The organism is Arenibacter sp. F26102 (genome assembly GCF_023015865.1).
Lineage (GTDB): Bacteria > Bacteroidota > Bacteroidia > Flavobacteriales > Flavobacteriaceae > Arenibacter.
This window is the reverse complement of record NZ_JALKBC010000012.1, coordinates 30109-57029: the sequence shown is the minus strand read 5'-3', so window position 1 is coordinate 57029 and position 26921 is coordinate 30109. Positions and strand designations below refer to the sequence as shown.

18 protein-coding genes are annotated in these 26921 nt (G+C 38.7%); 2 read left to right on the top strand and 16 right to left on the bottom strand.

Annotated features, from left to right (window positions below; genetic code table 11):
• Positions 1-34: 34 nt before the first annotated feature.
• The 16 genes from MWU78_RS16260 to MWU78_RS16185 all read right to left on the bottom strand — a co-directional run bounded on the left by MWU78_RS16260 (position 35) and on the right by MWU78_RS16185 (position 23865).
• Positions 35-1318, bottom strand: coding sequence for a M14 family zinc carboxypeptidase (locus MWU78_RS16260; RefSeq protein ID WP_246999635.1), 1284 nt, complete (start codon positions 1316-1318; stop codon positions 35-37).
• A gap of 18 nt (positions 1319-1336) precedes the next feature.
• On the bottom strand, positions 1337-2398 hold the full coding sequence (locus MWU78_RS16255; protein WP_246999633.1) for an amidohydrolase family protein: 1062 nt from the start codon (positions 2396-2398) through the stop codon (positions 1337-1339).
• A gap of 70 nt (positions 2399-2468) precedes the next feature.
• Complete coding sequence (locus MWU78_RS16250; protein ID WP_246999632.1) at positions 2469-3503, bottom strand: carbon-nitrogen hydrolase family protein; 1035 nt, start codon at positions 3501-3503, stop codon at positions 2469-2471.
• 57 nt (positions 3504-3560) lie between these two features.
• Positions 3561-5228 (bottom strand): right-handed parallel beta-helix repeat-containing protein, encoded by a 1668-nt coding sequence (locus tag MWU78_RS16245; protein WP_246999631.1) that lies wholly within the window; start codon positions 5226-5228, stop codon positions 3561-3563.
• Between the two features lie 116 nt (positions 5229-5344).
• Positions 5345-6472: a M20 family metallopeptidase gene (locus MWU78_RS16240; protein WP_246999630.1), complete on the bottom strand. Its 1128-nt coding sequence runs from the start codon at positions 6470-6472 to the stop codon at positions 5345-5347.
• Positions 6473-6612: 140 nt separating this feature from the next.
• Positions 6613-8025, bottom strand: a complete 1413-nt coding sequence (locus MWU78_RS16235) for a Gfo/Idh/MocA family oxidoreductase (RefSeq protein ID WP_246999629.1) — start codon at positions 8023-8025, stop codon at positions 6613-6615.
• Between the two features lie 38 nt (positions 8026-8063).
• Positions 8064-9674 carry a PQQ-dependent sugar dehydrogenase gene (locus MWU78_RS16230; RefSeq protein WP_246999628.1) on the bottom strand — a complete coding sequence of 537 codons (1611 nt, stop codon included), beginning with the start codon at positions 9672-9674 and terminating at the stop codon, positions 8064-8066.
• 173 nt (positions 9675-9847) lie between these two features.
• Positions 9848-10717: a GNAT family N-acetyltransferase gene (locus MWU78_RS16225; RefSeq protein WP_246999627.1), complete on the bottom strand. Its 870-nt coding sequence runs from the start codon at positions 10715-10717 to the stop codon at positions 9848-9850.
• A gap of 9 nt (positions 10718-10726) precedes the next feature.
• Positions 10727-11794: a dihydrodipicolinate synthase family protein gene (locus MWU78_RS16220; protein WP_246999625.1), complete on the bottom strand. Its 1068-nt coding sequence runs from the start codon at positions 11792-11794 to the stop codon at positions 10727-10729.
• 110 nt (positions 11795-11904) lie between these two features.
• The gene (locus tag MWU78_RS16215; protein ID WP_246999623.1) at positions 11905-12945 is read right to left on the bottom strand and encodes an NAD-dependent epimerase/dehydratase family protein; all 1041 of its coding nucleotides are present in this window, start codon (positions 12943-12945) and stop codon (positions 11905-11907) included.
• Between the two features lie 42 nt (positions 12946-12987).
• Complete coding sequence (locus MWU78_RS16210; protein ID WP_246999621.1) at positions 12988-14208, bottom strand: Nramp family divalent metal transporter; 1221 nt, start codon at positions 14206-14208, stop codon at positions 12988-12990.
• A gap of 201 nt (positions 14209-14409) precedes the next feature.
• Positions 14410-15672 (bottom strand): hypothetical protein, encoded by a 1263-nt coding sequence (locus MWU78_RS16205; protein ID WP_246999619.1) that lies wholly within the window; start codon positions 15670-15672, stop codon positions 14410-14412.
• 506 nt (positions 15673-16178) lie between these two features.
• Positions 16179-17498 (bottom strand): amidohydrolase family protein, encoded by a 1320-nt coding sequence (locus MWU78_RS16200; protein ID WP_246999617.1) that lies wholly within the window; start codon positions 17496-17498, stop codon positions 16179-16181.
• 135 nt (positions 17499-17633) lie between these two features.
• Positions 17634-19187 (bottom strand): RagB/SusD family nutrient uptake outer membrane protein, encoded by a 1554-nt coding sequence (locus MWU78_RS16195; protein WP_246999614.1) that lies wholly within the window; start codon positions 19185-19187, stop codon positions 17634-17636.
• A gap of 27 nt (positions 19188-19214) precedes the next feature.
• Positions 19215-22547, bottom strand: coding sequence for a TonB-dependent receptor (locus MWU78_RS16190; RefSeq protein ID WP_246999612.1), 3333 nt, complete (start codon positions 22545-22547; stop codon positions 19215-19217).
• Positions 22548-22698: 151 nt separating this feature from the next.
• Positions 22699-23865, bottom strand: coding sequence for a FecR domain-containing protein (locus MWU78_RS16185; RefSeq protein WP_246999610.1), 1167 nt, complete (start codon positions 23863-23865; stop codon positions 22699-22701).
• Between the two features lie 107 nt (positions 23866-23972).
• On the opposite strand from MWU78_RS16185, the gene MWU78_RS16180 reads away from it, so the two are divergent.
• Together MWU78_RS16180 and MWU78_RS16175 are read left to right on the top strand one after the other, a co-directional pair.
• Positions 23973-24596, top strand: coding sequence for an RNA polymerase sigma-70 factor (locus tag MWU78_RS16180; protein ID WP_246999608.1), 624 nt, complete (start codon positions 23973-23975; stop codon positions 24594-24596).
• A gap of 659 nt (positions 24597-25255) precedes the next feature.
• On the top strand, positions 25256-26908 hold the full coding sequence (locus tag MWU78_RS16175) for a hypothetical protein (RefSeq protein WP_246999606.1): 1653 nt from the start codon (positions 25256-25258) through the stop codon (positions 26906-26908).
• Positions 26909-26921 lie beyond the last annotated feature (13 nt).

Sequence of the window (26921 nt, the reverse complement as noted above, 5' to 3'; positions counted from 1 at the left end):
CATCTGTATAACAACTATTGTTAGATAATAAAACCTACTGCTCATTTGTTTCCTTAAAATAGATGTCAAAGACATTACATAATTGACCCCCTAGGAGAATCCAGTCATCTGATAAAGGTTTTTTATCCAATCCTTTGATCCAATGGGCGTTTAGTTCATATACCAATGCATCTATATCATACCTTGCCATTAATCCTTCTTCAAATGATGTTGTTCCAAAAAAGGAAGTATGTTCGCTGAACCACGAATGCTCACGAAGTATACCTTCCAGCACTTTCATATTTTCCACATAACCTATCTTTTCTTTACCTGCTGACGAAAAAAACAGCGGTCCATTTGAGTCATTATGGAAATCGATAGCTAAATCAGGCTTCATCCCTTTTGCAATCATCGCCTCCAACCATTTTTCCATTGCGGCATTTTCAGGAGTCAAATTTGGATCGGCCGGTGCTGTCAGGTTTCGGTTCAAATCCATCCCGTTTATATTAAACCGCGAAAGTCCTCTGGCCACGCCGTCCATATTGGCCATGGGTAAAATGTAAACGGCGTAATTTTCTAAATACTTTTTTGATTCTTCCGAATTATCCAGCAGTTTCTTAATGATACCCTCTACTACCCAATTACCTCCCGGTTCCCAGGCATGGGCCCTAGCCCGGATAAAAATTTGGTGTGGTGCAGTATCCTTACCGACCTGGATTATCTGAAGCTCTCTTCCTTCAACGGTAGTGCCGATTGGGGAAATTTTAACTAGCTCATTATCTTTTATGTTCGATACCAAATTTTGAAGATCGCTAACTCGGTATGGGTCCACCCTTGCAATATAAAGGGAATCGGATTCCATGTGTATTTTAACTTTCATCCGCTCACCATCGATCCATTCTACCGGTACATGATCCCAATTCCTATCGTCAGGGGCGGTGATGCAATCCATTATCCAGGTATCGAAAGGCACTTTTTCTCCATTATAAATTTCACTGAAATTGTGAAAGACTAGGGTAAGATCTGTTCCCTGCTTTGCTTCAAGTAAAAAATGCCAGTGGTCATAGGCCCGGTTCAACGAGTTCCGTTGATAGTCGTAGTTCAAATAGATATTTACCACACTGTCGTTGGCCAACTCCCAGTTAAAACTTGACCCATTCTCTATAGAAGTGTTGATATAGGTCAACCCTGATTTTTCTTGTTGTTTCTTTATCCCTTCTTCGCTATTGTTTACTGAATAATTCGAAGAGAAGGCAAAAAATAGAATCACGATTGGAATAAGAATCAGGAACCTTGATTTTGGAATGAATGAATAGAATTTTCTAATTTTTTTAATCATCTTGATACGTATTGTGTTTTATTCAAATGCACCGGGAAACCATCGATATACATTTTTATAATAAATTTTTTCAAGCACCTTTTCATCGAGTGCCAAACCTTTAAACGTCTTGTCTGTACCTGAGATGCTCATTATGTTGCTTGTGGAAAAATAGTTCCAATCTGAACGCCACTCTTCTTTAATTTCGGTAAAAACCTGCTCATAATTATCGTCGTTGGTTATGGTAAAATCAGTAGCATACACTATTCTGTCCTGGTATTTTCGTATAAAATCATGTACTTTTTTCGAATCCTGAAGTTGAAAATGAGAAATACGCGCTGCCATATCAACCGTAAAGTTGGGGTATTTATCAAGCCGTTTAGCCATCTCATCTACATTCCATTCCATACTTCCAAGATGGGCACCCATAAATTTTAAGTTCGGATTCATCTCAAGCCTATTGTCCCTGGCGGCAATCTGTTCATCGTATGATGGATGGTCAGGATGCTTGAACATATGAAATTCGGGATTGTTTTCATAGTATGCTTTATCTCCGTTCACCGTCATCGAATCTATGGGGAGCCAACAATTTTTAGGTTCACCTAGATGCCCTACAACCAATTTACCTTCCTTTTCGATAAAGTTAAATATGGGGTCGAAACGTTGATCATCGATCATGATGAAATTGCCAAGACTATCGCGAAAAGTCATTCCTATGTCCTTATATACTTTTATCCCCAGAGCACCTTGATCAAAATCTTCTGCCAATCTTTCAATTACTCCTTCCAACCAACCAGGTTGCTCAAATCCCTCCATTGAAAAAGTAGTGGTATATTCAAAATCATTGGGAGCGTGTGTTTTTTGTGCTTTGGCAAAGTGCAATTGGCCATCAATAAATTCCTGGTTATCTGATCCGGTACATATGGTAATGAATTTAAAATTCTCCTTTTTAGCAAATTCCATTACTGCTGGATCGACCGTTTCTATATGCACGTGAGCATCAATTTTTGGAAAATCCTCAAAACGAGGTATTGTTTTACCACACGAATATACGATCCATGCAAGTACCAGGAATGGTATGTATTTTAGTTTTCTTAACACGAATTATGTAATTTATATTTGCCTTTCCTAATTAGTTAAAATCATATTTTTATTCGGCTTTTTTGGATTGTTACCCTTTTCTTAATTTCTCTTGTATCTCAGTAGCACTCTTAATATGGTCTATGTGTGTTTTAAGATCAAACTCTTCAAGAATATCTGCCACTTTTACATCGGGAGAAAGGCTTTCGATTATCGACCATTCTTCTTCATCGTAATTGGTAATCTTCACCTTTCTTCCATATTTGGCATGAATGTCTTTGAATTTCTGGACATATGGCCATGTGTGTAGAAAAGCTTTATCAAGGTTTAAAGGGGCTATAGCCCAATGCTTGTCCCAATAACCAGTTTTTGCGATTTCATCACCGGTTACGTCACATATTTTGGCCGTACCTTTAATTGTACTTGATACAACGCAGTATTTGTTTTGCCAGGCCCTTGTATTTATAGCCATCCCGCCTGAATAGGCCGAACAGAAAAAAACAATTTCCGCACCCTTTTCCTTTAATTTCTCCCAACCATCATTCCATTCAAGGTCAAAACAAATTTGAATTCCAATGGTACCAAAATCGGTTTTAAAAACAGGAGGTTCCAGTGGCCCGGGAAAAACCCCTTTGCCCATCTCTCCTTCCGTGGTGTGCATTTTTCGGTATTCTCCCATTACCTTACCTTCCCTGTCTATAACTACGGCAGCATTATAATACTTACCGTTTTCAACAGTATGCAGAGGGCAAATAATATACGTTTTGTGTTTTTTGGCAAACTCGGCAAACCTACTTGTTATTTTTCCCAATGGTTTTTCGGCCACTTCTTCAATAGTTGTCTTCTCTGAAATATTAAATATTGGAAAAACTTCAGGCAGGCATATTATATCAGGTTTATAGTTTACAATATCTGCCATATGCCCCAATACTTCCTTAACCATCCCCTCAGAATTAGCCGCTTCAATTTTTGTTAAAGTAAGAGTAGCTATCCAGACTTCCCTTGGCAGCTTTGAAAGGTCTACATCTTCACTTCCAGCATTGGCAGATAACATTGATGAAGGTGTTAGTGTAATTCCTGCACCAAGGCCAAGTGCCGAGTTTCTAATAAAGTTGCGTCGTTCCATTGTTTTGTTTTAAAATTGCTCAGGTTAGAAAAGCTTACGTACCCAAAAACTGAAGGGTTAATAACTTTCAACTGCGCCGATATCCGGTGCATTTCCCTTATAGATCAAACTTACGGGTGCTTTGTCTTCCCATTTTATCTGTTTATTCAGAATCAAATACCTGGTATCGTAATCAATACTTATTACTTGAACTTCTTGGTCTCCTACACGGATCATATCCCCTTCTACAACATCAAATCCATCGCTAAAGAAATAAGGATCCTCTACTTTTAATGCACTATCATGGGCCGTACCAACAGCATACGTTAGAAATCTCCCTGCATCAACACAGGGACTATCTTTAGATAGTTCATAATCACTTCGGTCAATATTTTTAAGATTGGGCTGATCTTGTACAAACTGAGGATTTCCCTGAATATTGTCTCCGCTATAATCAGGATAGGCTTGTTCAAAGGCATCCAGGGTATAGCCCATGTCATCTTTCTTCATCCAAACTACAACTTCATTCTTATCACTCTGTGGGGTGACATTATTGTTGTAGAACCGGGTTTCCGAAGGATTGGCAGATGAGCTATAAGCAATTTGAACACTTGGCACATCCCTTTGTGTATGGGCATCCTTGAATATCCTGTTGGCGTAGAATATGTTGTTCATAAAGATATTGTCATATTGTTCAGAATAGGGATTGTGCGACATTACTACTCCCGGGCCACTTCCATAGCGCCCTCTCTCTCCATTGGAATAAACCGTATTATTATAAATACGGTTACTAAAATTGAATACTGCTTCAGGAGAGTCGCCCTCACCTCCGATATTGCCATATCCGCAAAAATCCATACCTCCATCACATCCGGCGAATATATTATTTCGCATAATACACCTTACCCCTGCAAATTGAGTACCCCAGCTTGCTGGAGGTACTTTTCCTTTATAAAGCCCATCTCGATGTGAATTAGGTCCAAACAGGTTGTTTTCAATAAGGATATGTTCACTCTTTCGATAAGGAGCGGACCACTCCCGGTCCCTAGTGGCGAATATCTCAAGGAGTTTTTGAATGGGATTTATAAGAATATTGTTCCTAATGGCAGAGTTATGGACACCCATAAATACCAGACAGGTATGGGATGCGGTATGGAAGGTATTGCCCTCGACCAAATGAAAGCTGCCCCCTTGAACAGAAAGTAGGTCGGTCCCATTCTTCACTGTATTGTTCCTGAAAACAAAATAATCCCCCATGGTTTTCAGCTGAATGGATTCAAATAATGTACTGTTTTCGAAATAACAATTTTCAACGGTAATATGTGAAGAGGATTTGATAGACATAAATTGGGGACAATCAAGGAATTTCAATCCATTAATTATAATATACTCCTTCTGGTCGATCCAAATAGCAGGTGCCATTGACTCTCCCGTAAATTCAACTACCTCGTTCCCGAAATTTTTAAACGTAATATAGTTATCTTCCTCCCCTGAGTTTTTAAGACTAAGTTGTTCTTTGTAGACGCCACCCCTAATCAATACCTCAGTTCCTGCAGTGGCCGCATTTGCAGCAGATTGGAGTGTTTTATATACATCGCCATCGGAACCACTACAGTCACGGTTCAAAATGGAATAATTACCCTTACAATCTGTCTTTAGCTGTGGATCAACATAAATTATCTGGGCATAAGAGTGAAAGCTGTTAAAAACCAAAAAAAATAGTAGTAGAAAAAATGGAATTCTCATAGGTTGAATGATAGTAGATTTAAATAATTATTACTTATTTTATAATTAGATTCTGGCCAAATATTTCATAAGACATATCTGGTAAATGCTTATCCGAAATGAAACAATCAGTCTCTTTATTGAACATATGCGCATTTTTCTAAAAGTATATTCGTATATATTTCCACAGCTTTTTCCAGCTTGTCAACATAACAAAATTCATCGGTTTGATGCGCCATTTCTGGTTGTCCAGGACCCAAAATAATCGTTGGAATACCCCCATATGCCCCTTGTAGTACTGAACCATCAGTTAAATATGGTAATGCCTTTGGATAGCCAGGAGCGTTCTCTGGAATACCGCAAGCTTTATAGACCCTTTGCACGAACGGGTCTTTTTCTTCTGTGGATACAGCGATCAAATCGGTCAGGGTTTCAATGGAAACTTCCTTTCCCAACTCTTTTTGGAGTTTAGCCAATAACTTATGGTGTTCTACCTTGGTCGTGGTCCGGGCGTCTATGGTAAATTCGGCGAAATCAGGAACAGAATTGATATTCTGTCCTCCAAAAACCTTTCCCACATTCACCGTAGGAAAACCTAGTAAGGGATCTTCCTCTACCCCAAAATCAAATTCTTCGACCTTTGAAATAGCCCTGGCCACTTTATAGATGGCATTATCCCCTAAATGTGGCATGGAGGAATGAGCGGTAGTCCCGGTACATGACAAATTAAGGTATAGCCCCCCTTTATGTCCGATTGCGGGCATATTGGCTGTTGGCTCCCCAACCACTATACCACAGGCCTCTCCAAGTCCAGAGTAGGTTTTTATTAAATCCTTGGCACCTTGGCAACCCAATTCTTCCCCGGCTGTGAGCACCAACCGAAGCCCTCCTTCCGGATTACCTATGGAGAAAGCATTTATGGCCGCTACGACCATGGCCGCAACACCTCCTTTCATATCACTAGATCCACGACCAAATAATTTCCCGTTCTTTACCTCCCCTCCAAAGGGGTCCACGGACCATTTTACCGCACCTAAGGGGACCGTATCAAAATGACCAGTAAAAACAATTGGGGGTGAACTCTTGGAGTATCCTCTGCCCGCAATAACATGTATCCGGTTGCTTTCAAAAGGAACATATTCGACATCAAACCCGTTTTCTTCCAAGAGTTCCCCAACAAATTGGGCCGCTAAATACTCATTCCCCGGAGGGTTTATGGTATCCATCGCTATTAGACTTTTTGTAAGTTGCAGTACGTCGATCATAAAAAGATTTTTTTTTTTACTACTGGTCGCAATAAAAAACAAACTGATCATTCGACACCAAAAACCTGCTATTCAGTTTGTCCCCCATTGTTAATTCTTCGCCCTTTAATTTAATGGCTTCACTTATAAGCTTGTTAGGATTAACTAACAATGCCCAAAGGAGCTGTGGTTTTCCAATTGCCTCTAGTAAAATCGGGAAACTCCTGTGGCGCACCGTTTTGGGCCACAGAAGCTTCACTTAAAGGTCCTACCGCACTCCAATAACAACCTTCATAGACGTTTTGGTCTAAGGGTTCCCCATTTCTTAAACATTCAATAATTCGGAACCGCATCATATAGTCCATTCCACCATGTCCACCCATTTTGGTGGCCAATTCTCCTAAGCGCAGGTATAATGGATGTTCATATTTTTCGAAAATCTTCTGTAATTGTTCACCTTCTGCATATTCATGATGGTTATCAGGACCTCCTTCTACCCCCCCTTCCAAAGCGATTCTGGTCGGGAATCCTGTCAAGGTTCCTTTGGTTCCTTGGATCAGGTTATGTCTGGTATAGGGTCTTGGGCTGGTTTCGTCCCACTGCACCATAATAGTTCTGCCCATGTTCGTTTTAATGATGGATGTATTGATATCGCCACCTTTAAAATCCAGCTTGTTCCATTTATGATCGGGAGGATAGTTTTTGGCAGCATACAGGCTTCGTCCTTTGGCAGGTGAGGAAAATGAGTTTATAAATTTAAAATTATCCTCTCCCCTTGCCAAATTCATGTACTGTGCAACCGGGCCCAGTCCATGTGTTGGATACAGATTGCCATCGCGATGGGCATAATGCGGGGTACGCCATGAACCGGTACCACGTTCCACATCGTTCATCTGTGATCTTAATTCATGGATATAGGCTGCCTCCCCATGAAGCAATTCTCCAATAACACCTTGTCGGCACATATTTAGGTAAAGGAGTTCTTCCCTGTTGTAGTTGACGTTCTCCATCATCATACAATGCTTCTGGGTCTTCTCCGAAGTATCGACTATTTCCCACATTTCTTCCAAAGTAAGGGCTAGCGGTACTTCTACAAAAACGTGTGCCCCACTTTTCATAGCTTCAATGGCCATAGGGGCGTGCATCTTCCATGGGGTACAAACAAAAACGGCATCTGGTTTCTCCTTCTTCAGCATCTTTTTCCAGGCGTTTTCATCCTTGGTGTAAAGTTTGATCTTCTTATGACGGGTTCCACCACCATTTTCCTTACATACTTTCGCCGATTTTTCGGCCAAGTCCTCATATAGATCACTGATCGCCACCACTTCGGTACCTTCAATGGACGATATCTGACTTACATGCCCAGACCCACGTGAACCTACACCTATAAATGCGCATTTTACCGTTTCCAATTTAGGGGCAGAAAAGCCCCCCATATAAATAGCTCCTGGCTTAGATGCCGGGGTATTAAGTAAATCGTTGCTATTTATGGAATTGGACCATGCAGGGGCCACTGCTATGCCCATTCCCGCGATTGAGGTCTTTCTGATAAAATCTCTTCTATTTGATTTCATTATATATATTTAAATTTTAAAATAGTTATTTCCAATACTTAATTTTGAAGTGAGGCCCTATATTCGCTTATATCTTTTTCAATTACACTAGGATGACCATTTCCAAATGAGGCCCTAACATAGGTAAGCACATCTGCCAATTCTTTATCCGTCAGAAATTTAAAACTGGGCATTTCCTGATTATAGATTTTCCCTTTAACCTCCAATGGACCTGATAAACCACTTACAACCGTTTTAATCAACCTATCTTTATTAGCAACCCCCTCTGTTTTGGAAATAGGAGGAAAAAAGCCTTCACTACCCGACCCATTGGCTTTATGGCAGGAGGCGCAAAATTTCTGATAGATTGCCATGCCTTCGCCAGGTAAAGATCCATTCATATCGGACGTAGCCACTTTATCAACAGGAGTTTGTTTTTCAGTCATCTCTACAAGCAAATCTCTCAAATCATCACTTGCTTGATGAATTCTGATTATTTTATCATCATTGTTAAAAGGTAAGGTATCAGGACTATAAAATTCTGGATTGGCTTTCGGATGCCAGTCTTTATTGCTAGTACATAAATAAATATCACCATTTGGCGCGGCTATTACATCTCTAATCCGTCCAAACTGTCGGTTAAAAGCAACAAACTCATCTTCCACAGTTGTACCGTCCAAAGAAAGTTTTAAGACTCTTAGGCTTGCACCTTTTAAGGAGCCTACCAAAATACTATTGGTCCATTCCGGAATAGCATTTGAACCATAGTATGCAATACCTGAAGGTGCAATGGTTGGAGTCCACTGCTTAATAGGCTCAACAATTGTAGAATCTTTACAATACGCTATTTCATAGGGCTCATTACAATAACCCGTTACGTCTGGCCATCCATAATTCCCTCCTGGCTCTATAATATTCAATTCATCATCATTGGCTTCCCCATGCTCGGAACTATATAACTTACCATTCCCCATCACTAAACCTTGGGGATTTCTATGCCCCCATGACCATACAGGGCTATCCTTAATTGGATTATCGTCCGGGATAGATCCATCAAGGTTTAACCTTAAAACTTTTCCCGTTATTGCACTAGTACTTTGGGCCAAACTTTTCCTTCCCGCATCTCCCAGGCTTATTAAAATTTTGTTATTGGGGGAAATTACAATCCTACTTCCGTTATGATACGTAGCTCCCGGTATGTCTTCCAATAATATTTTTGGACTTTCCAACCCACCATTGCTATACCTATACCTGACCAGCTTAGTACGTATTTCATCATTCCTTAAATAGGCGTAGTGTAAAAAAACATAGGGGTTACTTTCTATATCCGGGTGTACAGCAAAACCTAAAAGGCCATAAGATTTTTTAACCAAAACATCCTCTAAACTTAAAAGTGTCTTTATCTCCCCTGTATCTGTATTTAACTGGTTGACCGTTCCCTTTATTTCCGTGAACCACAATATATTACCTTCATTATTACCCCAACAAAGGTCCCAAGGGTAATCCAAATTTGAAGCCACAACTGAAACAGCCAATTGGGAAGTCTCTAAAGTTTTTTTAAATAAATGCTTCTGATAAGATGAATCTTCCTGTGTTTTTTTATTTCCTTCCCCACAGGAAAAATTTAATAATATCAGTAATAAAACATAAGGACTGAGCCTTACTGCCATAATATTTGGTTTTAAATTCATACTATTTATTAATATTAACCATCTATTCCAAACCTAAGAAAACATCAAGTTCTCCAATCAATCATTTCACAAAACAAAAGTATAAGAAAGACTATTACTTATGAATGATTTCAATATTTAATTTATATTCTTCTAATTCCTTGCTAAATATACTAACCCAATTCGGGACCTGCAATTAAAAACTGCTTATTTACGCATCCCGCATATAAGTTTTCTTTTAAATACATTCTTATAAAGGACCGTTGATAAGAAAACCCTAGGCAAGCCAATCGCGTTTTAAGCTCTACCTGATCGTGCAAAACATCGATAACAAGGGGCTGACCCACAAATTGCTCCAGAATCACTTCCATAAGGTTTATGGCATCTACAGGAGTTTCCGCTATAAGCGGACCTAATTGAAAAAAATTAAGTCCGGGCCGGCCCAGCGCATATCCGACTATACGTTCGTCTCTTACAATACACCATGCATTATCAACGGTTCTATTAATAAGGGAATTGATCAAGTCAGACCTATCCGTTCCAAAAATATTTATATCAAACTTTAATATTTCTTCCATGTCCCCTAGGGATATGGGTTTAACGGTATTTATATTTTCACCCTTGGTATCCCCAATAAAATTGGTTGTTACCATACGATTGATTTCGAAATCTTCTTGGAACCCCAATTTTCTATATACAGGAATTCCTGCTGCTGTAGCATCTAGTTTAATAGTTCTGCAACCTTCTAATTTATCAATGATAGTCTTTAACAGATACTTGCTAATTCCCATGCCTCGAAAGTTCTTGGATACCAACATCATTCCTATCCAAGCAACTTGATCTTTAAAATTAATGGCAGTTACCGTACCTATTATAGTGCCATTGTAGGTTGCCACCAGGCATAAATTAGAATTTAGCTCCTGAAACATTTGCCAATCTTCTTTGGTTTGATTCCAATTTTCCGCCAGCACCAATTGCATTGCCCCAGAGATATCGGCCTCCTCCATTTGTCTGAAATCAATATTCTTCAGATTAATATCCATATCCATCTATTATTTAAGCCACGCCGCTACATTTTCAGACACAAAATGGTCATCGTTCAATTCAGGATAGGCTTTATAAACCCTATCAATTTCCGCTTTTTGCTTAACGCTTAAACTATCCTTCTCGTTCAAGGTCCATATCCCCTCCAACAGACCCTGTCTCCTTAAAACTTCATGTAGGCCCACAATACATCCTGAAAAATTATTGGCAGCATCAAAGAATGCAGCGTTGCTATCGGTAATTTTCGCAGCCATGGTCAGAAGCTTCCCCGAATCATTGGAATACGTACCTTTTTTAATGTCTGCCAAAAGAGTAACGGCCTCCTTTGCCCATACGGACCAATGCCCCAATAGCCCTCCTACAATTTTCTTTTTGATGACCTCACCATTGGACTGAATCTGAAATTCGGTCATCAAATCCACCAATATATTATCATCGTTACCCGTATATAAGGCAATTTGTTCTGCACGACCAGATTCAACAACAGCACGTGCTACATCAAAAGTTTGGTATCTATTGAAAGGTGCCATTTTAATGGCCACAACATTTTCGATCTGAGCAAACTCATACCAAAAATCAAAATCCAAATATCGCCCACCTACAGCGGTCTGCATGTAAAACCCGATTATTGGTATTACCTCGGATACCGCCCTGCAGTGATCCAATAATTCTTTATTGGAAGCATCCGGCAACGAGGCAAGGCTTAGCAAAACAGCTTGATACCCAAGTCCAGCGGCCAATTCAGCTTCTTTTAGTGCTTGGTTGGTATCTCCAATTACACCCGCAATTCGAATAATCGGCCTATCCGATTTTAAAGCGTAGTTATCAATTTCCTCTTTCGCCAACTCTAATACAGGCTTAAATAGATTTACATCAGGTTTTCTAATCTCGAATTGGGTTGTATGAACACCTACAGCCAAACCTCCTACTCCGGAATCCAGATAGTATCTAGACAAGGCCCTTTGCCTTTTTTCATCTAACTTTCTATGTTTATCTAAAGCCAAAGGGTGTGCCGGAATAACCGCGCCCTCATGAAGCAACTGCATTGCTTTTGTGGATATTATATTATTGTTCATATGTACTAGCTAAAATTAATAACTTCTATTTCTGGCTTACTACCCTTAGCAGCCATTCTTATATTCTTTTAAATAATTTAGTTCGAGGGTATGTCCTTGATCAACATTCATTAATACTTACCATCATTCACTTCAAAATGTGTTGGTTTTCCATGAACCCTTTGATCTGAATTTACCCAAGCGGCGACCCAAGCAATCATTATATCAACGGAAACCTCAGGGCTGCCCATTTCTTTCTCCATTTGGGAAGCATTTGAAAGAAGGGCTACTTCATCTTCTTTCCCTGTTATAACCACTTCCCTACCCATAAGTTTTCCCAATTTCATGGCCACATCGTATACCGAAATTCTTTCCGGCCCCGTGAGGTTCAATATTCGGGCAGGATTTTTACACAACTGTAGGGACCGCAATACGTAGGCGTTGGCATCTCCCTGCCAAATTACATTGGCGTATCCCATTGTTACATCCACTGGTTCGTTGTTTTTAATTTTTAGGGCAATATCCACCAAAACGCCATATCGCATTTCCACCGCGTAATTGAGCCTGATCAATGCAATTGGTGTTTTGTTTTCCAAACTTCCATATTGAAATAGGCGTTCCCTACCTAGGCATGATTGTGCATATTCCCCAATAGGGACGGCCGGATCAGATTCCAACGATCCACCGGAATCAATATTGACCAAAGGATAAACACAACCTGTGGACAGGGCCACTATACGTGAATTTTTATATTGTTCGACCACTAGGCCCGGCATGTAGGAATTCATTATCCAAGTGTAGGGTTCATTGCCTTGGGTCCCGAATTTGGTGCCCGCCAAATAAACTACATTCTCTACTTTTGGCAAGCTTTTTATAAAATCCTGATCTATTAGATCCCCAGCTATCGTTTCTATCCCAAGTAATTCCAAATAGTCCCTATTTGTTGTTTGGCTAAATCTGGAAACACCGATTATTCTCTTTTTTACACCCGCCATATCACAGGCCCTTTTGGCCATATGGGCCATTGAAATGCCCATTTTTCCCGAAACGCCCAAAAAGATTATATCTCCTTCGAGTGTCTCCATCATTTTTACTACTTCTGGAGTTGGTCTTGATATGGCTTCTTCCAGTTCTTCTTCGTTCTTAAAAATTTCAGGATATGTCTTTATCATCGTTCTTAAATATTAATTATAGCTTTTAAATTTCAATACATTTTACATGGTTAGATACCCAATAAGTTTTCCATACATAAAATACACCAAGACACTTATGAGTACGAACCCTGCCAGGGCCATTAAATTCTGTAGGGTATTATTCCTATACCTGCCCATGATGTCCTTGTTGTTAAGAACTAGAAACAAGCCAATGGCTATAAGGGGTACGCCTAGTATAGAAGATGCTTGGGCCATTATTAGTGCATAAATTACATTTCCTTTAAAAAACACGGCTATAACCATTCCGGCAAGCAGTATTACAGCTGTAAATACCTTGGGCATTTTCTCGTTCATTGAACTCCCCATTCCCATGCCATCCGCCAACAATCCGCCACCAGTGACCGCATTTACCACTAGGGAAGAAAATGCAGCCGCTATAAAGCCGAATCCAAATATGTATTTGGCATAGCTTCCTAGCAGCATTTCCAATTGGATTGCCATGTCAGCTGCCGAGTTCACCGATATTCCAAGTGGCTTTAAGGTTGCAGCTGCCGTAATAACAACCAAAGTAGATATTAAAGCGAGAAGAAAAATACCAATTTTGGTGTCCCTTATACTTTTGGACATATCGGCAAGCTTCCATCCCTTTCCCTGTACGAGATAGGATTGGAAAAACGCATTATGCAGTACAAAAGTAGTCCCCACCAGGGCCGCTATTTCATTAAAGTCCTCTCCGGATACGGCTCTTGGAATAAAGCCCATTGCGGCAGCTTCAAGATCAGGTCTTATAAAAACAAGGTTTATTATAAAAGCAAGAATCAAGATGACTACCATGAACATCATTATTTGCTCAAGTGCCTTGTATAAATTTTTTGAGTAAAATACCAATAAAATGGCCAATGGTGTAAATATTAGTGGCCAAACAGTTTCGTTGATACCGGTTAAAGTCTGCATACCCATTCCGACACCTAGATTATTGCCAAATTGAAAACTTAAGGCTGCTAAAAACGAGCATATACCAATGGCGACTGAGAACCACTTGGCATATTTTTCGGAAATCATCGTAAGCAATGATTTTTCGTGCAAAACACCGTAACGCACACTCATAGTGGTATAAACACTCATAGATATAGCGCCAATCAGAATTACCCATAGTAAGGAATAACCATGTGTTGCACCAATCTTGGAGGAAACTGTGATACTGCCAGGGCCTAAAACAACGGCTGCTATGATAAAACCAGGCCCCAAGGCTTTGAGGAAATTTTTAATTTTGAAATTCATAGAATTTATTTATAAGAAAATTATGAGCTGCCCTTTAATTCACTCCTTTGTAGGATTTTCCTATATCTGGTGGGGGAACAGTACATTTTTTTTAGTTTGCTGTATTGAAAAAAGAATTTATAAACATTGGGTTAACGGCCAAAAATTTTGTTTTGGGTCACATATATTATATCCCATCTGGGAAATAACATTTCTATACCATCATTTTATTATTGGGTTACACTTTACTCTAACAGGATTTGACAATTGTTCGTATAGTTTTTCCATTTCCTTGGAAGGGGCTTCATTATCGACTCCAAAAATGGCATATACATTTTCTTCAAAGTACCTACTTCCTTTGGGCGTATGTAATTCTGCATCATCTACGAATCTCCTGTCCCAATATCTACCCTCATTATGGGCGTATGTAATTTTGGTTTGCGCATCGATCATGGGGGACAAACCGCCACTTAGATTTTTATAATCAAATCGCACTCGTAGACTTCCCAACCCATATTTAGTACTATCATTATAAAAACCAAACCATTTGGTATCTGTATCAATTGGTTTCTTCATAAGTTCCTTAATTGAATAATGGGGTATTAAAGGGAGCTTATCATATAAGGGTACAGACTTTACTTTTCCATTGGCAAGAGGGAAAATTGCATGAGTAAAAAATCTATCCATGGTCATTTCATCGTTCTTTAACATGATTACAGTTAAACTATCGACCATTGTCATTTCCGAAGAAAACCGAAAATAAGGCTTAGCTGCATAGAATTTATATTCCCCTTGCACCTGAATTTCCTCATAACCTTTAACTTTTCCGGAACGATATACGGAAATCATGTATGGGCCTTTTTCTATATATATGGAATCAAATTCTTTAATGTGCCCCATTGTTTTATACTCCATACCCTTCTTTTGAAAGCTAGGCGCCCAATGCATCTTAATATTTCCTCGTTCCAATGTTATTCCATTGTACTTTTTAAATACTAATGAAGTTAATTGTCCCGGATCTAATTGGGTATTGTTATAAGATTCTTTGGAGCCAAGATCTGCCTTATAATACTCATTTTCAATACTAAGATTTAACCCCTCCCCTTTCGATATAAGCTCGGTAGGCGTTTTCTCGTCATTTTCAAGTACAATATCATATTCATTCGTTTCATTTGCTCCAATACTAATTGGAAATAAACAATGAACAAGATTGGAATCCTTTAATGCCTTAGGTCGATTTAATATCTGCCCCTTTATTAAATTTCCATCTTGGCTATTTCTTAAGAAAAGCGCCTTATTCTGCAGACGAAGTGGTTCTATAGGGATTTTAACTTCTACGTACTCCAAATCACGTGTTATCCCAGCGGGTTCTGTAATAATTAAATCCGCAACAACCTTGTTATCCGTACAAGAGGAAAACAACGTGAGTGCTGCGCTAAACAACACATAAAAAGATGATTTAAAAAGTATATTTTTAGAATTCATTTTATGTCGTTTAAATAGTCTTATTAATTATTTAATGTTCAACCAAATCGAGATTCCTGTAATAAAGAATTTCCCGAAGATTAAAACCTTTTACGTTAATTCGTGACTCAAACTCAAAAGCGCCAATAGCTAGTTACTTATTGTGGTTTAGTGTCTATGCCCAGACCAAACGGTCAATTGACAAAATAACCGTTCTCACCAACTGTCCTTCTAGTTATATGAGCATTTAACGCCACTTTTTTGATTTATAAATTTTTATAAAAAATACATTTCCTTTGTCCAAACAACACTAAAGTGACTGTTGTAGCATTGTTTACCGCAGATTTCGATTTTTGATAGGCATCACCATCCTAACCACCCCAATCTATAGATTGTTGGCCAACTACCTAAATAGATTGTGCAGGCAATAGTTATAAAGACAGGAATCTAAAATTAAATTCTTTTAAAAAATCATGTACTCACTTTGGTCCAAGGTAAAATTTCAATTTTTAAAAATGGGCTTTGAATTATTGTTTATCAAGCCAGATCCCGTTTAACATTACCCTCTCAATATTGTACATGTCCTTGATATTGGTCACTGGGTCACCTTTGATTAAAAGTAGATCTGCTTGTTTACCCTTTTCAATACTTCCAAGGCGGTGGTCTATCTTTAAAAATTTAGCATTCTCAATCGTAGATGCCTTCATAATCTCAACATTATCCATTCCTGTCTTGGACAGTAAATCCATTTCGTGTTGAAATGACCAACCCTTTTCTGCATAAGGAACCCATGGTCCATGAGACCCTACAGCGATCCTTACATTGGCCTTGGCACATCTACCGATAAAACCGCTCATATTTTGAAAAGCAATCAAAGCAATAGAATCTTTATTTTCCCCTTCAATTTTGTATTCATATGGTCCTAAAGTAGGTGTTAGGAAAGTCTGATTTGCTTCAAAGAATTTGATCAAGGAATCAGCCCTTTTACCATTTACATCAATATCCTTCCACATTTCCAATCTACCGGATAGTCTTGCCTTATTATTGGCAAGCATACCTTGACGGAACTCCTCAGCTCTTTTTCTGGAGACTAAGGCCGTACCAAGAGATGTTACGTGCTCAACCCCATCCAATCCAGCCAATACTGCTTGACGAACATCCGTAATCTCTAAATGAGCGGTTACGGGAAGGCCATGTGCATGGGCTATATCACATACTTCTTTGATCAACTCAAGGGGTAATCTATGATAAATCTTGATAGCGGAAACGTTCTCACCGATCAGATAATCCATTGCCTCCTTAACTTCAGCTTTATCCCTGACCATATAGGAATCCTTTGGCCATGTGGGAGGAGGTGAATCTATATGTGGTCCCGTTAAAAACAATCTGGGAAGCGGATCACCGGTTCCGCGTTCAAAATCAAACGCTTCTATCCATTGCCCAGGGTCCCTTACCGAAGTAACTCCGTTACGAACGAATTTTGTAGGGAAATGTTTAACGTGGTCATAATGAAAATGGGCATCGATCAAACCCGGCATTAAGGTAAGACCGTCACCTTTAATAACATCAGCATTCTCCGGGACATCGAGCGCATCTTCTGGACCTACTTTATCAATTAGCCCATTACGAACAATAACAGTAGAATTATGAATGGTGGAATCTTCCAATCCGTCAAAAAGTGACACTCCGACGATGGCGATCACATTGGATCCAACAGGAATTTCTTCATGGTTTACCTCTAAGGGCAAAAATTCAACTTTATGTTTGGATGGCTGTTGTTGTAAATCCCCTTTACAAGAGAAAAGCGCGAATACGATGGGCAGATATATTAAGATGTATTTATTCATTTTTAATATTGATTTTTAATGCGCATCCAGTAAGCCTGAGTTCCAATTTTTACGATTAAAAAAAAAGGCATTCTACGTGAGAATGAGAATGCCTTTTAACAACTAACTCAATAAACTAACTCAATAAACAAATTCTTAATATCCTGGATTCTGGACAAAATTCTGATTTTTGTCAATTTCGCCCTGTGGAATTGGCCACAAGTATCTAAACTCACTAAAATTCGATTGTGGTTCCAATCCGCTAGGACCAAAGACTTCACTTCCTAAATCTCTACGTACAATGTCATACCATCTTTTAAATTCAAATGCTAATTCTATGCGTCTTTCTTCCAAAATTATGGTTCGTAAATCATCTGCACCTGTTCCCGACATAACATCTGCAGGATATATTGAAGGAGCGTAACTATCATAACCACTTCCATAAAAATCAATTGTTCCCCCATTTCTGGCACGACCTCTAATTTGATTAATATAACCTATTGCTTCCGGGGAAAGACCTAATTCATTCGCAGATTCTGCGGCAATAAGCAACACCTCGGCATACCTAAAAGCTGCGTGGTCAAAATCAGATCTCCATCCGGCAGTGGTCCTTCCTTCTCCTGGAAATCTATTGTGTTTTGCAATATGGGGTCTAGCCACCTCAAATTCAGTGAAAGGCCTGACAATTTCGGTATCGTCACTCAATATCAACGAATCAGCCATACTGACTTTTAGTCGATAATCATTGGAATCCCAACTATTGTACACGTTAATATGAGGAACAAGCATACTCCATCCCCTAATTGGCTTTGCACCACCTTCAACACCGTTAAACGGACCGATCTTATTATCATTTTCATAGGTGGCTGGATTTGGATTTTCCCCTGTTTGATTACCTGTAAAATCAATTGAAAAAATATACTCTTGGGAAGCCCATTGTTCACTTTCCCTGAACAGATCTTGAAAATCATCCACCAATGCATAGTTTAATGCTCCTGAATTGTCTATTACCCATTTAGCACTATCGTAAGAATTTTGCCAATCTTCCCTTGTCATATAAATAGAGGCTAAATATGAAGCCGCTGTTCCTTTTGATGGTCTAGACCTTACACTACCGCGTGAATCCATCTCCAGATTCTCAAAGGCGAATGTCATATCCTCTATAATCTTCACATATATTTCATCTGTTGATGATAATTCTATGCTTAACGGATCAACAATATCAGGACTATCTATATAAGGAAGATTACCATAGAGCCGAACTAAATGATAATACAAAAAACCTCTAACAAATCTGGCTTCACCTTCTGCCACGTTTTTATCTTCCTGTTCAATGTCTTCGCCTAAAAGACCTACACCTTGAATAGCTGTGTTTGCGGTAGCAATAGCTTGATAAGCTGTAGCCCAAAAATCACGTACAAAAGAATTTGTAGGGGTAACCAAGAAAGGACTAAACTCGGTATAATCACTAAATTCCAATCCATTATCAACCATATCACTGGACAGTTGCAATGGCGTAGTAAGCCCACTCCCGTAAAAATTTGAGGATGCCATTAAACCGTATGTTCCATCGGTCATGGCGTTTACATCATCTATAGTATTAAAGAAACCCTCTGGACTCAATGTCCCTACCGGTTCTTCATCCAAGTCTGCGCAGCCAACAACAAAAGTCAAAATAGCTAGTGCAGAAAATTTTATTATATTCTTCATAATTATATTTTTATTTATTGTTGATTACTAAAATCCAATGTTTAGTCCCAAAGTATAAGATTTCACATTTGGATAACTACCATAGTCAAGTCCAAGATTACTACTGGAACTGCCATATGCTACCTCAGGATCAATACCCTTATATTCCGTTAACGTAAATAAGTTCTGACCACTGATATATAGTCGGGCCGATGACATATGGATTTTTGACATCAGGGATTGAGGAAAGTTATAACCCAAAGAAATATTTTTCACTCTAATGTAACTGGCATCATCTACCCATCTATCCGATGTAACAAAACTTCTGCTGATTCTTGCCTCAGGAATATCAGTATCCGTATTTGTAGGCGTCCATCTATTAAGGGCATCAGTCGTTACATTGGTTCTTCCGTTTAAGGCTCCTAACTCCATAAGGGAGTAATTTAGCATTTCACCACCTTCTGATCCTTGAATAAAAATATTAAGACTTAGGTTCTTATAGCTAAAATCATTGTTCCAACCCCAAGTAAAATCAGGATGAGGGTTCCCCATAACACTACGATCGTCATCTGTTAGTTCACCATCACCATTCAGGTCCTTGAATTTTTCACCACCAACGTCTTCACCACCTACAAGTACCTCATCGGCAGATTGTACAACTCCGTCATAAATATAACCCCAAAACTGACCCACAGATAGGCCTTCTCTCAATATTTGTGTATTCCCTGCTCCAGCTAAAGGTGCAGAAGAATAATAAATATCATTGCCTTCTGTATCGTTCTCAACAAGATTGATAATCTCATTTTTATTAAATGAAATATTTGCAAATGTTTTCCATTTGAAATCATTCGGAAGAATAGTTGCGTTCAGCGCTAATTCAAATCCTTTGTTTTCTACAGTCCCAATATTTTGCAACTGTGTCTCAAACCCCGTATAAGTTGGCGTAGGAACTTCGAATAACAGATCCTCTGTTCTCATGATATAATAATCTGCCGTAAATCCAAATCTGTTCCCCAGGATTCCAAAATCCACACCAATATTAGTCTGTGTGGTCGTTTCCCATGATAAATCGTTATTGGAAATGGTTGAAGGCCTTAAAGCGGTAACAGTACTTCCTTGAACAGTTGTGAAAACATCCGTAAATGAGGCCAATGATTGATAAGGGCTTATCGCCTGATTACCTACTTGACCATAACTAGTACGTAGTTTCAACAAACTAATGGTGTTGGAATCTGCCAAAAAGTTTTCATCAGAAATTTTCCAACCAAAAGCAGCAGAAGGAAAAAATCCATACTTGTTGTTTGCTGCAAATACCGAAGCCCCTTCATAGCGCCCTGTAAACGTAAATAAATACTTATCGTTCAATGTATAATTAACTCTTCCAAAGAAAGCTTCAAATGCTGATTTTGTCAATTCCGAATCAACAGAAGGTGTATTTGTACCCGCTCCTAAATTCCAATATGAAAAAGAATCAGAAATAAATCCAGAAGCTATAGTTGTTGAAAGCTCCATCCTATCTTTTTGATAAGAATAACCCGCCATCACTGATATATCATGAATATCACCAAATAGTTTGGAATAATTTAAATAGTTTTCATTGATTAAACTAGTATACTTAACATTTGTAAGAGTAGCCTCTCCCCCTGTACTACTACCGCGCTCCAAGGTTGTTGGGTAGTACTGACCAGTTCTGGAACCACTCACCTTTACACCTAATGTAGACTTAAACTTTAAACCTTCTGCAATACCAATTTCGGCATAAACATTTCCTTGAAATAAATCGCTTTCAACTTCGTTCTGGTATTCGGTCGCCATGGCATAAGGATTATCGATAGGATAACCTACAACACTTAATGAATAATCGCCATTTTCATCTTTAATCCCTTGGGTAGGTGAAAATTTATAAGCCCCTGATACTACCCCAGTTTGCGAAGCATCACCACCTTCTTGGGTTCTTACCCCATTACGATTCGTACGTCGTGCAAATAAACTTGAACCAACATTTACAGACTCTGACACCTTTAAATCCAAATTGGACGTAATAGAATACCTTTTATAATCCGAGTCTTTAATTACACCTTGCTGATCATAGATTGCCCCGGACAAATAATAAGTTAATTTATCTGACCCACCAGCAACTGAAAGTTGATAATTTTGAACTCCACCTGGTCCGTAAATTTCATCTTGCCAATCGGTTCCCGTACCAGTCAACTCAGGAACAAAACTTGGGTAAAGTTCTTGGATGTAGTCCGTAAATTGATCTGCATCAAGTAGGTCTAGCGTATTTATTTCCTTCTGTGAAGAATATGATGATGAAAAACTAAACTGGGCCTTTCCTTCGGCTCCCCTTTTAGTGGTTACCAGAACAACCCCATTAGCCCCTCTAGCCCCATAAATTGCAGTAGAAGAGGCATCTTTAAGAATCTCCATAGACTTGATATCCTCGGATGGAGGCATAGTCCCGCCAATAAATCCATCAACAACAATTAAAGGATCATTTCCGGCATTAATTGAGGTATTACCACGAATTTGAATACTATACTCTGATCCAGGTGCACCATTCGTGGATTGCACTGTAACTCCGGCTGCCCTACCCTGTAAAGCTTGAGTTGCGTCTACTACGGGAAAAGCAACTAAATCTTCTGAACTAACAGATGAAACAGATCCGGTTAAGTCACTCTTTTTTACACTTCCATATCCCACTACTACAACTTCATCCAATCCCGCTGCGTCTTCTTCCAATTTAATATTGACTGAAGTCCGACCATTAAGGGCCACTTGTTGTGTAGCAAATCCAAGATAGGAAACTACCAAAATTGCATTGGGATCATCTACGACAATAGAGAAATTACCATCAAAATCGGCCTGTGTACCATTAGTGGTACCTTTTTCCAAAATATTAGCACCAGATAAAGGAATCCCCTTATCATCCGTTATAGTTCCCGTTACAGGCTGTTGTACTTTTTTAGTTTCAACATAGCTTTGGCCAAGATCTATAGCTATCGCAGAAGAGGTTTTAATTCTAACTTCTTTTAATATTATCTGTTTTTTCAAAACTTCATAGGTAATGTTAGTACCTAGAAAAAGTTTATCCAGAATATCAAAAATCTTTTCTTTATCGGCCTTAATATCTACTACCCTTTTTATATCTATTTTTTTCGTATCCACAAAAAACTTAAACTCCGAAATGGTTTCGATCCTGTTAAGTACCTCACTTAACTTTACATCGTTCATTTCTAGAGAAATTCTTGTTTTTTGGGAGTAAGTAGTTGCATTAATTTGCAACATACAAACTAAAAGGAAAAATGCAGTTAACTTCATTTTAAGATCCCACTTTAAGGTGAACATAGACGAACACCCGATTATTATCAGTTTTTTCATACTTTTGTTAAGGTTATTAAATAGTTACACTCTTTTTTGACCACACCTTAAGTCGGGAAATGTTACGAGCATTTTCCGATTTTTTTTAGTGGCTGGTCCTACAAATTAATTTTACTGTTTTAATTCATTGGCTATACTGGTTTTTGGCTGTTTAATTTATTATTATTTGATTATCCTTGACTGAATATTCTATTCCGTATGTTCTATCCAAAACTTCCAATATCTCTTCTATACTTTCTTCCTCAAAATTGCCACTGAAGGTATTTTCATCCAAAACCTTATTGGAATTAACAATAGTTACATTATAGCGTCGCTCCAATTGTTTCCTGATATGTTTAAATGGCATGTCGCGAAACACAAGCCTGCCCTGCATCCAGGCCGTATAAATTGAAGTATCTACCTTATCCGTTTTAAAATTCTGCTGTTCTCTGCTCCATGTTCCTTTTTCTCCAGGAACTAATTGTAAGTTCGTCTGTTGCTTATTGGCTGATATGGAATCATACAACTGTACACTGCCTGAAACCAAAACTGTACTGGTTTCAGCATCTTCACTATATGCGGATACATTAAATTCCGTACCCAACACACGAACATTAACAGCTCCCGCGTTAACTATAAAGGGATGCTCCTTATCCTTTGTGACCTTAAAAAAGGCCTCTCCCTTTAAATACACTTGTCTATTATTCTTGGGAGCAAAACTTGTAGGGTACTTCAAAACAGATCCAGAATTTACATATACCACAGTGCCATCCGACATTTCCAATTCGAATTTCTTTCCATAGGGAACATTTAGCTCATTATATTTTATTTCTGTAGATGTATTTACAGCCTTGTATTTAATTTTTTCTCCTGTTTGTACAGCGATTACATTACCTTCAGAATCCAGAATATTAGTACTACCTGTCTCTTTGATTATCTCAACTTTTCCGTCACCCAAATTAAGTTTCACCTCTTTGGCTGCAATAGTTATAGTTTCTTCACTATCGTTGGATCTTAATATAGAAGTTAGCCCCAGTCCTAATCCGACTATACCCACAAAGATTGCCGCATATTTTAAATACACATGCTTTCTTTTTCTTTTCGGTGCCGGGACTTGCTCTACCTCCAATGTAATTTGCTCTAGAAAATTTTTGAAGGCTTTTTCCTTATCCACCTTCAAATATTTTTTAGTCAATAGATAATCCAATTCCATAGAATCCAAAAAATACTCTTTCACCTCTTCTAAGGGATAATCCTGAATATATTCGTACATCTCAGCTTCCCCAATTTTTCCATCCAAGAAATTTTGAATTAGATTTTTAAGTTTGCTATTTTCCATATCCAATTTATCATTTATATAACTATGACCCCTCTTTTCTCAAAATCCCTACATTCTATTTCAATTTTTATTAATTTTTTTCTAAATTTTATCCAATTGGACCAATTTTGATAGAATTTTACATAGCTTGGCTTCTCAATAACTACACTGTCCTTTTGTACAACAAAGAAATTTTAATACTCGACAGCCTTAAGAAAGGAGATGAAAGGGCTTATAAGCATATATACAATATGTATTATGCCAATTTGGTGGTGTATTGTTATAATTTAACTAAGGACCAAGACCGAGCGGAGGACATCGTGCAACAAACCTTAGTGAAAATATGGATAAAAAGGGATACCCTGGATATTCGATCCTCATTAAAGAATTACCTATATAGATCCGTCTATAATACCTTTCTCAAGGAATATCGAAAGCTCAAACAAGAAGAGGTTGCACTGGCCGATCTTAAAAATACCATCTTGATGGATCTTGTGGAAACAGATGAAACAGTTTTGGAAGAACGATTGAAACTGTTGGAATCTGCAATAGACCAACTCCCAAAGAAAAATAGGGAAGTCTTTTTACTTAGCAAGAAATCAGGGTACAGGCATAAGGAAATTGCTTCCCAATTGGACATTTCGGAAAAGGCTGTGGAAAAACATATTAGTCGCGCTACCCAATCCATTAAGAAATGGCTCAATGATAAAAAAACCATTTTGTTGCTAGTACTTTTATGTTGCATTCGCTGATTATTGTTATATAGATCTGTAGTCTGGATTGTATTGCTTTTTTTCCAACCTGGAGTTTAAATACGGCATTTAGGGAGTCCGGTTTTAACTCTGTAACTCTGACAGGAGAAACCCACCTAATAGGATTCTTTAAAAACGCACATACTTCAGGGTCTACTTGACAGGTTTCATCTTCAGATGAACAGGAAATACCAACTAAAAATAAAGACACAAGGAGTGGAATTTAGAAAAAATTGTTATCATGATCTTTATTTTTAGATAGTAACTGATTTCGAAACCAAGACGTAGCAGAGGAGATACCGTGGCCCTAACTTCGGCAGGCAAGCCTAATGCAAATCACTGGGTATTTCCCCTTGTTACATTCAATACTTTTTTCCATCAATGCAATGCGGCGTGTTCATATAAAGCTTAAAAAGTGATAGGTAAACCATATATAAAAAAAGTATCCAAAAAAATTTAGACTGATTTTAAATTTCTTTCAATCCTCGCATTTTTTCTTATTTTTCCAGTGCGAATCTTTTTAAAACCTATAATTCAATTAAATGTTTTTCTGCATTTATACTTGAAATTCTCCAGTTTTTGATGAAATTTACGCATAGACAAAATAACCAATAACCTTTTTTATTATCACTAAAGTTGAGGACCAATCACAAGAACTTATGATGAAATATTCCTTTTTAATAATTTTATTCTTTTCCTCCGTCCATATAGCCAAGGGACAGACCGAAAGCCCACTGGAAAATGTAGTGATCACTACCAAAAAGAAAAAAACCCAAGTTTCCATAAATAAAAAAGGGGAATTGCATTTAAACGTGTCCCCTAAGGAAGTCCTTAATTTTAAAGCCAAGGGTCTAGTCCGCTATAGTGACTTTGGTGCCATTGGAGACGGTAAAGCCGACGACATAGATGGCATTGCTGCAACCCACGCGTTCGCCAATCAGTACGGTCTTAAGGTGAAAGCAGACGAGGGGGCCACCTACTACATTGGAGGAAAAGAGCGTACCGCCATCATACGAACGGATACCGATTTAGGGACAGCGACGTTTCTCATTGACGATACCGAAGTTGAAAACAACAAAGCTTCTATTTTCTTGGTAAGTTCCAGCCTACAACCATTTAAACTTGAGGGGATATCGTCACTTAAGAAGAATCAAGAGAAAATAGACGTTTCCTTACCAGCAACCTGTCTGATCACGGTTACAAATTCTAACCAAAAGCACTATATCCGTTATGGGCTGAACCAAGACAATGGATCCACTCAAACAGATATATTTGTTGTTGATAAAAACGGCAATGTAGATTTGGATGCTCCCATTATATGGGACTTCGATCAGATTACCGATGTAACTGCCCTACCCTTGGACGAGACAACACTAACCATCAGCGGAGGTCGTTTTACCACCATTGCCAATAAGGCTGAATCCAAGTACGATTATTATAGCCGTAATATAATGATCAAGCGTTCCAATGTGGTTTTGGATGGGCTGGAACACCGCATCATTGGGGAAGGAGATCATGGCGCGCCCTATGGCGGTTTCATCACTGTTCGTGACTGCGCCTATATAATGGTTAAGAACTGTATCCTGACGGGACACAAAACCTACAGCACCATTGGTTCGGCGGGGAAGCCCGTCTCCATGGGTACTTACGACATTTTGGTCAACCGTGCCCTTAATGTATCATTTGTGAACTGTAGTCAGACCAATGATATCAACGACAAAACATATTGGGGGATACAGAGTTCCAATTACTCCAAAAATCTTGTCTATGACAATTGTACCTTTTCCAGGTTTGATGCCCACAAAGGGGTTGCCAATGCCTCTATCAAGAATTCTACTTTGGGACATATGGGAATCAATGCCATTGGTAGTGGGCTCTTAACCGTTGAGAACACTACTATCCAAGGAAGGAACCTAATTAACCTGCGCTCTGACTATGGTAGTACCTGGCAGGGAGAAATTGTAATACGAAACTGTATTTTCGTGCCTGAAGGAGGCAAGCCTAGTAGTGCCAGCATAATAGGTGGTTCCTATTCTGGGCAGCACGATTTTGGCTACACCTGTTATATGCCCGAACAGATCACCATAGAAAACCTTTATATAGATGATTCCAATCATCCGGAAGATTACCTGGGTCCAGCCATTTTTAAGGATTTTAATGAAGAAATGACCGATGATTCCTATCAAGAGAAGTTTCCCTATGTCATAACCAATGAAATCTTTCTTAAAAATGTTACCACTGCCAGCGGCAAGGACTTGATTATAAGCAGTAATCCGTTCATGTTCAGGGATGTAAAAGTCTCTACTTATTAAATTGCGCCCATAG